The organism is Mesorhizobium sp. M7A.F.Ca.AU.002.02.1.1 (genome assembly GCF_003998535.1).
GTDB lineage: Bacteria > Pseudomonadota > Alphaproteobacteria > Rhizobiales > Rhizobiaceae > Mesorhizobium > Mesorhizobium ciceri.
In genome coordinates this window covers 1-7,574 of the sequence record NZ_RZPB01000249.1, presented here as the reverse complement: position 1 = coordinate 7,574, position 7,574 = coordinate 1, and the positions used below count along the sequence as shown (strand labels likewise).

The following is a 7,574-nucleotide window of genomic DNA, read 5'->3' as shown; positions in this document are numbered from 1 at the left end:
CCGTCGCCTTGTCGCCGGCGAAGGTGAACATGCCGACGCCGGGCATCAGGGAGACGACGGCATTGGGATCGCGGATGGCGGGCGAGTCCGGATGCTTGCAGCTGTCGTAATAGGCCTGGTAGCCAACGCGATATTCGGCGATGTCGTCGGCAAGACGCGCGATGACGGCATCGACATCGGGCTTTGCCGGATCGAATTCGATGACCAGCGGGCGGATCTTGGTGCGCAGGAAATGGTCGGGGCATGAGGTGCCGAGTGCCGCCAGCGGGCGCAGATCCCTGGAGTTGACGAATTCGAGCACAGCAGTGGAATCGTCGAAATGGCCTGTTTTGTGGCTCCTTTCCGAGATCAGGCCGCGAATCCTCGGCATCAGTTTGGCCGCGATGGCACGGCGCTCAGTGGCGTCGAGCGACTTGACCGCTTCACCGCCGAAGATAGCGACACCCTCGGAGCGGCGCTCGAACCATTCGATCGCCTGGTTGATCACTGAGATCGTCGTCTCGTAGCATTCCCTGGGGGTGTCGCCCCAGGTGAACAGGCCGTGGCTTTCCAGGATGACGCCCTTGGCGGCTGGGTGTTCGAGGCAGAATTTCTCCAGCCACAGGCCAAGTTCGAAGCCAGGGCGCTTCCACGGCAGCCAGCCGATGGCCTCGCCGAAGATTTCTTTCGTCAGCGCCTTCGAATCCTTCGCCGCGGCAATGGCGATGATGGCATCGGGATGCATGTGGTCGACAAAGGGCTTCGGCACGTAGGCATGCAGCGGCGTGTCGATCGAAGCCGCACGCGGATTGAGGTTGAAGGTGCAGTGCGGCAGGAAGCCGACCATCTCGTCTTCGTGCTCGACGCCGCGATAGAGGCCTTTGAGCGCGCGCAGCTTGTCCATGTAGAGCGTGGCAAAGCCGTCCAGCTTGATCGAGGCGCTGTCGCCGCCCGATCCCTTGACCCACAGCACTTCGACATCCTCGCCGGTGAGCGGGTCTTTCTGCCAGATCTTCGACGACGTGTTGCCGCCGCCATAGTTGGTGACCCGCTTGTCGGAACCAAGTGTGTTCGAACGGTAGACCAGAAGTTCCGGCCCGCTCATGGCGTGAGCCTTGGCCTCGTCCCACAGATTGGCGAGGCGCGCGCCGGTGCGCTTGTCGAGCATAAGAAATCCTCCCGAAGGCACGCAGAAGGCGCGGCCATTTGGCCCCGAATTTCCACGGAAGCGCTCGGCTTGTCAATCACAAACGATCAATATCGATCATACTGCACTGCACAATGAAATTATATGATCGGAAATGATTGACACTGCGCGTTTTGGGTGCCTAGATGCCCGGGCAGGGAGGAACCATGCACGAAAAAGAGCGCCACAGGATCATTCTGTCCGCCGTCCAGGAAAAGCCTGTGGTGACGGTGCAGGAGATGGTCGACCTGACGGAGTCCTCCGAGGCGACGATCCGGCGCGATATCGCGGCTCTCCACGTCCAGAAGCGCCTGCGCCGCGTGCGCGGCGGCGCCGAGGCAATCTCGCCGCCGCAGTTCATCGGGCTGGCCGGCCGGCCCTTTTCCGTCAACGAAACCATCAACGCCTCGCAGAAGCGGGCGATTGCGCGTGAAGCGGTCGAGCTGTGCAACGACGGCGAACCGATCATCATCAATGGCGGCACCACCACCTTCCAGATGGTGCATTTCCTGACCGGCCGCCGCATGCCGATCTTCACCAATTCGTTCCCCATCGCCGAGCATTTGCTCAAGCATTCCAAGAATACGGTGATGCTGTCGGGCGGCACCATTTATCGCGAGCAGAACATCATCCTGTCGCCCTTCGACAACGACGTGACGCGCAATTTCTATGCGCGCCGCATGTTCATGGGTGCGCAGGGTCTGGGGCCGCTCGGCCTGATGGAGGGCGATCCGCTCTTGATCCAGGCGGAGCAGAAACTGATCGACCAGGCCGACGAGTTGGTGGTGCTGGTCGATTCCTCGAAATTCCGCAAACGCTCCAGCCTCATCCTGTGCGGCCTGTCGCGCATCGCCACCGTCATCACCGATGACGGCATCGACGATCGTGAAGCCAAGATGCTGGAGACCGCCGGCGTGACGCTGATCGTCGCCCGCACATCCGCAACCAACAAGGAAGAATCTTCACTGCAGGCCTGAGGCCAACTCGCGCTCGCAGCGGCGATGGAATGCAACGCTCAAGGGAGGAAATTCGATGAGCTTCTTGAAGAAATTGATGGTGACGGCTGCATTCTCGGCCGCCATGTTCGTGAATGCCGCCTATGCCGAAAACGTCAAGATCGCGCTGGTGGTGAAGTCGCTCGGCAACGGCTTCTTCGATGCCGCCAACAAGGGCGCCGAAGAGGCGGCCAAGGAACTCGGCGATGTCGACATCATCTACACCGGCCCGACCAAGGCGACCGCCGAAGCGCAGATCGAAGTGGTCAATTCGCTGATCGCGCAGAAGGTCAACGCCATCGCCATTTCGGCCAATGACGCCGACGCTCTGGTGCCGGTGCTGAAGAAGGCCATGGAACGCGGCATCACCGTCATCTCGTGGGATTCGGGCGTCGCCAAGGAAGGTCGCCAGCTTCACCTCAACCCGTCCGACACCGGCCTGATCGGCGAGACCATCATCAAGCTCGCCGCCGACCACCTGCCGGAAGGCGGCGAGGTCGCCATCCTGTCGGCCTCCTCGACCGCGACCAACCAGAACGCCTGGATCGACGCGGCCAAGAAGATCCTGCCGGAGAAGTTCCCCAAGATCAAACTCGTCGCCACCGTCTACGGCGATGACGATTCGGCCAAGAGCACCGACGAAGCCAAGGGCCTGTTGAAGTCCTATCCGAACCTGAAGGCGATCATCGCGCCGACCACCGTCGGCGTCGTTGCCGCCGCCCAGGTCGTCACCGACGAGAACCTGATCGGCAAGGTCAATGTCACTGGTCTCGCACTGCCGTCCGAGTTCAAGAAGTTCATCGACAACGGTTCCAGCCAGGCGGTTGCCCTGTGGAACCCGATCGACCTCGGCTACTCGGCCGTCTACCTCGCCCATGATCTGGCGGTGAAGAAGGAAGAGGCCAAGCCCGGCGCCACGCTGTCGATCGGCCGCGTCGGCAAGGTCACGCTCGACGACACCAACTCGGCTGCAATGGCTCCGCCCTTCCAGTTCGACAAGTCGAACATCGAAAAGTTTTCCAAGATCTATTGATCTGGAGTTCTCTAGAGCTGACGCGGCGGGGCTCACGTCCCGCCGCGGCTTTAAACGAACCTTGTTTCAGGGCTTGATACGACTATGGACACGACAGCCCAACACGGCGCGGTGAAGGAGCGGCCTCCGGCCCCGGCTCCACGCCTGACGCTGTCCGGCATCTCCAAGAGCTTTCCCGGCGTGCGCGCGTTGCACAATGTCAGCCTGTCGCTCTATCCGGGCCAGGTGACAGCGCTGATCGGCGAGAACGGCGCCGGCAAGTCGACGCTGGTCAAGATCATGACCGGCATCTACCAGCCCGACGGGGGCACGATCAGCATAGACGGCCACGCCGTCACCCTGCCCAGCGCGCATGCCGCCTTCGGCCATGGCGTCACCGCCATCCACCAGGAAACCGTGCTGTTCGACGATCTGAGCGTCGCCGAAAACATCTTTCTCGGCCACGCGCCACGCACGCGTTTCGGCACCATCGACTGGCGCACGATGCGCAAGAATGCGCGCGAAGTGCTGGACACCATGCATGCCGGCCATATCGACGCCGACGCGCGGCTGAAGGACCTCGGCATCGCCAACAAGCATCTGGTCGCGGTTGCGCGTGCCATGTCGATCGACGCGCAGATCGTCATCATGGACGAGCCGACCGCCGCGCTTTCCATGAAGGAGATCGAGGAGCTCTTTTTGCTGATCGAATTCCTCAAGAGCGATGGCAAGGCGATCCTGTTCATCAGCCACAAGTTCGACGAGATCTACCGCATCGCCGACCGCTACACGGTGTTCCGCGATGGCGAGATGGTCGGCGAAGGCCTGATCAAGGATGCCGGCCAGAGCCAGATCGTGCGCCTGATGGTCGGCCGCGCGGTCGATCACATCTTCCCGCAGCGCAAGGCCGAGATCGGCGCACCGGTGCTCTCCGTTTCCGGCCTGTCGCATCCGACCGAATTCAACGATATCGGCTTCGAACTGCACAAGGGCGAGATCCTCGGCTTTTACGGCCTTGTCGGCGCCGGCCGCAGCGAGGTGATGCAGGCGATATCGGGCATCACCCGCACCTCAGCCGGCACGATCACGCTGGAAGGCAAGACGATCGCGCCGAAATCGGCTGCGGATTCGATCGATGCCGGCATCGTCTACGTACCGGAAGAACGCGGCAAGCAAGGCGTGGTGATCGGCCTGCCGATCTTCCATAACGTCTCGCTGCCTTCGCTCAAGCGCACGTCGAAATCCGGCCTGCTGCGGCTGTCGGAGGAGTTCGATCTGGCCCGCTCCTACACCGAGCGACTCGACCTCAGGGCCTCTTCGCTCAGCCAGGATGTCGGCACGCTGTCGGGCGGCAACCAGCAGAAGATCGTCATCGCCAAATGGCTGGCGACGTCGCCCAAGGTGATCATCCTGGACGAGCCGACCAAGGGCATCGACATCGGCTCGAAGGCCGCCGTGCACGGCTTCATGGCCGAGTTGGTGGCGCAAGGCCTGTCGGTGATCATGGTGTCGTCCGAGCTGCCCGAAATCCTCGGCATGTCCGACCGTGTCGTGGTCATGCGCGAGGGGCTAGTCGCGGCGGTCTACGACAACAAGGGGCTGGACGCCGAGACGCTGGTTCGGACGGCAGCGGGGATCGCGGCATGAAGGCTTTCCTCAAATACCGCGAAATCTGGCTGGCTGCTGCCATCATCGTCTTGATCGGGCTGATCTCGACGCGTTTTCCGGCCTTCGCCGATCCGGCCAATCTGCGTCAGGTGTTCAACGACACCTCGATCCTGATGATCCTGGCGCTTGGCCAGATGGTGGTCATCCTGACCCGGTCGATCGACCTGTCGATGGCGTCCAACCTCTGCTTCACCGGCATGGTGGTGGCGATGCTGAACGCCGCGCATCCGGCGATCCCGATCCCGCTGCTGATCGTCATTGCGCTGGTCGTCGGCCTGGTGCTCGGCGCCATCAACGGCCTTTTGGTCTGGCGGCTGAACATCCCCTCGATCGTGGTGACGTTGGGCACGCTGACCATCTATCGCGGCGCCACCTTCGTCCTGTCCGGCGGTGCCTGGGTCAATGCCGACAAGATGAGCCCGGAGTTCATCGGCTTCCAGCGCGCGGCCTTCCTCGGCATTCCGGTGCTGTCGTGGATCGCCATCCTGGTCATTGCGCTGTTCTTCGTTGTGATGACACGCACCGCGCTCGGCCGCTCGATCTACGCAATCGGCGTCAACCCGACGGCGTCGGTCTATGCCGGCATCGATGTCGGCCGGACGAAATTCATCGTCTTCTGCATCTCCGGCATGATTGGCGGCCTGTCGGGCTATCTCTGGATCTCGCGCTACGTGATCGCCTCGGTCGAGGTCGCCAATGGCTATGAGCTCAACATCATCGCCGCCTGCGTCATCGGCGGCATCTCGATCGCCGGCGGCATCGGCTCGGTCGGCGGCGCGGTATTAGGGGCGCTGTTCCTCGGCATCATCTCCAACGCGCTGCCGGTCATCAACATCTCACCCTTCTGGCAGATGGCGATTTCGGGCAGCGCAATCATTCTGGCCGTCGTGCTCAATGCGCGCGGCGAGCGCCAGCAAGGCCGCATCATCCTCAGAAAGGTGGAGGCGTGACCGACAGCCCTGCCCCGCGCCACATTCCCGACCGGCTCGACAAGCCGCTGCGTTCGGCGATCTTTTCCTGGGAAGCGCTGCTGGTCGTGGTGGCCGTCGCCATCTTCGCCATCAACAGCTTCGCCTCGCCCTATTTCCTCGATCCGTACTCGCTGTCCGATCTGACCTTCAATTTCACCGAGAAGGGCCTGATCGCCTTCGCCATGGCGCTGCTGATCATCTCGGGCGAGATCGATCTGTCGGTGGCCGCCATCATTGCGCTGGCGTCGACCATGATGGGCATGGCGGTGCAGGCCGGCGCCGGCACGCCAGTGCTGGTGGCAATCGGCATCGTTGTCGGGCTCGGCTGCGGCGCCTTCAACGGTCTGCTGGTGACAAGGCTCGGCCTGCCCTCGATCGTCGTCACCATCGGCACGATGAGCCTGTTTCGCGGCATCGCCTTCATCATCCTCGGCGACCAGGCCTACAAAGGCTATCCCTCAAGCTTCGCCTTCTTCGGCCAGGGCTATGTCTGGTGGGTGGTGTCGTTCGAGCTGGTGCTGTTCCTGATCGCGGCTGTCGTCTACTGGTTCCTCTTGCACCGCACGAGTTTCGGCCGACGCGTCTTCGCCATCGGCAACAATCCGGTCGCTGCGCAATTTTCCGGCGTGCGCGTCGGCCGCACCAAGTTCATCCTGTTTTGCCTGACCGGGCTGATGTCGGGCATCGCCTCGGTGCTGATCACCTCGCGCCTCGGTTCGACGCGGCCCTCGATCGCGCAGGGTTATGAACTCGAAGTCATCACCATGGTGGTGCTCGGCGGCGTCAGCATCCTCGGTGGCGCCGGCAGCATTCTGGGCGTCGTGCTCGCCGCCTTCATCATGGGGCTGGTGACCTTCGGGCTCGGCCTGCTCAATGTGCCGGGCATCGTCATGTCGATCTTCATCGGCCTGCTGCTGATCATCGTCATCGCCTTGCCGATCGTCTGGCGGCGGCTGCGCGGAGGGCGTTGATGGCCGAGAAATACGCGTTCAAGATGAAGCTGAAGCCCGGCATGAAGGCAGAGTACAAGAAGCGCCATGACGAGATCTGGCCGTCGCTGGTCGCGCTGCTGAAGCAGGCCGGCGTCTCCGATTATTCCATCCATCTCGACGAGGAGACCAATATCCTGTTCGGTGTGCTGTGGCGGCAAGACGACCACCGCATGGACGAATTGCCCGGGCATTCGGTGATGCAGCGCTGGTGGGCCCACATGGCCGACATCATGGAAACCAGGCCGGACAACGAGCCGGTGGCCGTGAAGCTGGAAACAATGTTCCATATGGCATGACTGCGATGCGCCACATCGCCGTCATCGACATAGGCAAGACCAACGCCAAGGTGGCGCTGGTCGACCTCGCTGCGTTGAGCGAGGTGGCGCTGCGCCGCATGGCGAATGCGCCGGTGCGGCAGGCGCCTTACCCACATCACGATGTCGAGGCCTTGTGGGCATTCATCCTCGAAAGCCTTGCCGGCCTCAACCGCGAACAGCGCATCGACGCCATTTCGATCACCACCCATGGCGCGACCGGCGTGCTGGTCGACGCGGCGGGTGAACTGGTGCTGCCGGTGCTCGACTATGAGTTCGACGGCCCCGACGGGATGGCCGAGGATTACGACGCGATCCGCCCGCCTTTTGCCGAGACCGGCACGCCGCGCCTGCCGCTCGGCCTCAATCTCGGAGCACAATTCTTCTGGCAGCAGAAGAGCTTCCCGGCGGAATTCGCCAGGGCCGCGGCGCTGCTGATGTACCCGCAATACTGGGC

General features: G+C 62.6%; 7 protein-coding genes and 1 pseudogene. 7 read left to right on the top strand and 1 reads right to left on the bottom strand.

Annotated features, from left to right (window positions below; genetic code table 11):
• On the bottom strand, positions 1-1,147 hold a 1,147-nt coding region (locus tag EN879_RS16790), incomplete at its 3' end, for a bifunctional rhamnulose-1-phosphate aldolase/short-chain dehydrogenase (RefSeq protein ID WP_127274137.1).
• Between the two features lie 185 nt (positions 1,148-1,332).
• Here EN879_RS16790 and EN879_RS16785 point away from each other — a divergent pair.
• The 7 genes and pseudogenes from EN879_RS16785 to EN879_RS16755 all read left to right on the top strand — a co-directional run.
• Positions 1,333-2,142 carry a DeoR/GlpR family DNA-binding transcription regulator gene (locus EN879_RS16785; RefSeq protein ID WP_063170034.1) on the top strand — a complete coding sequence of 270 codons (810 nt, stop codon included), beginning with the start codon at positions 1,333-1,335 and terminating at the stop codon, positions 2,140-2,142.
• 55 nt (positions 2,143-2,197) lie between these two features.
• On the top strand, positions 2,198-3,193 hold the full coding sequence (gene rhaS / locus EN879_RS16780; protein WP_013533599.1) for a rhamnose ABC transporter substrate-binding protein: 996 nt from the start codon (positions 2,198-2,200) through the stop codon (positions 3,191-3,193).
• An 84-nt stretch (positions 3,194-3,277) separates the two neighbouring features.
• Complete coding sequence (locus tag EN879_RS16775; RefSeq protein ID WP_063170033.1) at positions 3,278-4,819, top strand: sugar ABC transporter ATP-binding protein; 1,542 nt, start codon at positions 3,278-3,280, stop codon at positions 4,817-4,819.
• The gene (locus tag EN879_RS16770; protein ID WP_013533601.1) at positions 4,816-5,790 is read left to right on the top strand and encodes an ABC transporter permease; all 975 of its coding nucleotides are present in this window, start codon (positions 4,816-4,818) and stop codon (positions 5,788-5,790) included. Before EN879_RS16775 ends, EN879_RS16770 begins: the two co-directional genes overlap by 4 nt.
• Positions 5,787-6,782, top strand: a complete 996-nt coding sequence (locus EN879_RS16765; RefSeq protein WP_063170032.1) for an ABC transporter permease — start codon at positions 5,787-5,789, stop codon at positions 6,780-6,782. The genes EN879_RS16770 and EN879_RS16765 overlap by 4 nt, the downstream gene beginning before the upstream one ends.
• A complete protein-coding gene (gene rhaM, locus EN879_RS16760) occupies positions 6,782-7,099 on the top strand; it encodes an L-rhamnose mutarotase (protein WP_024503130.1) in 318 nt (105 codons plus the stop codon). The genes EN879_RS16765 and rhaM overlap by 1 nt, the downstream gene beginning before the upstream one ends.
• Positions 7,096-7,574, top strand: a pseudogene (locus EN879_RS16755) (carbohydrate kinase); the annotation flags it as partial. The gene rhaM and the pseudogene EN879_RS16755, both read left to right, overlap by 4 nt.

Excerpts from the sequence above, each read along its gene's own strand:
- rhaS (WP_013533599.1), top strand. The coding sequence starts at position 2,198 with ATGAGCTTCTTGAAGAAATTGATGGTGACGGCTGCATTCTCGGCCGCC.
- EN879_RS16770 (WP_013533601.1), top strand. The coding sequence starts at position 4,816 with ATGAAGGCTTTCCTCAAATACCGCGAAATCTGGCTGGCTGCTGCCATC.
- EN879_RS16785 (WP_063170034.1), top strand. The coding sequence starts at position 1,333 with ATGCACGAAAAAGAGCGCCACAGGATCATTCTGTCCGCCGTCCAGGAA.
- rhaM (WP_024503130.1), top strand. The coding sequence starts at position 6,782 with ATGGCCGAGAAATACGCGTTCAAGATGAAGCTGAAGCCCGGCATGAAG.
- EN879_RS16775 (WP_063170033.1), top strand. The coding sequence starts at position 3,278 with ATGGACACGACAGCCCAACACGGCGCGGTGAAGGAGCGGCCTCCGGCC.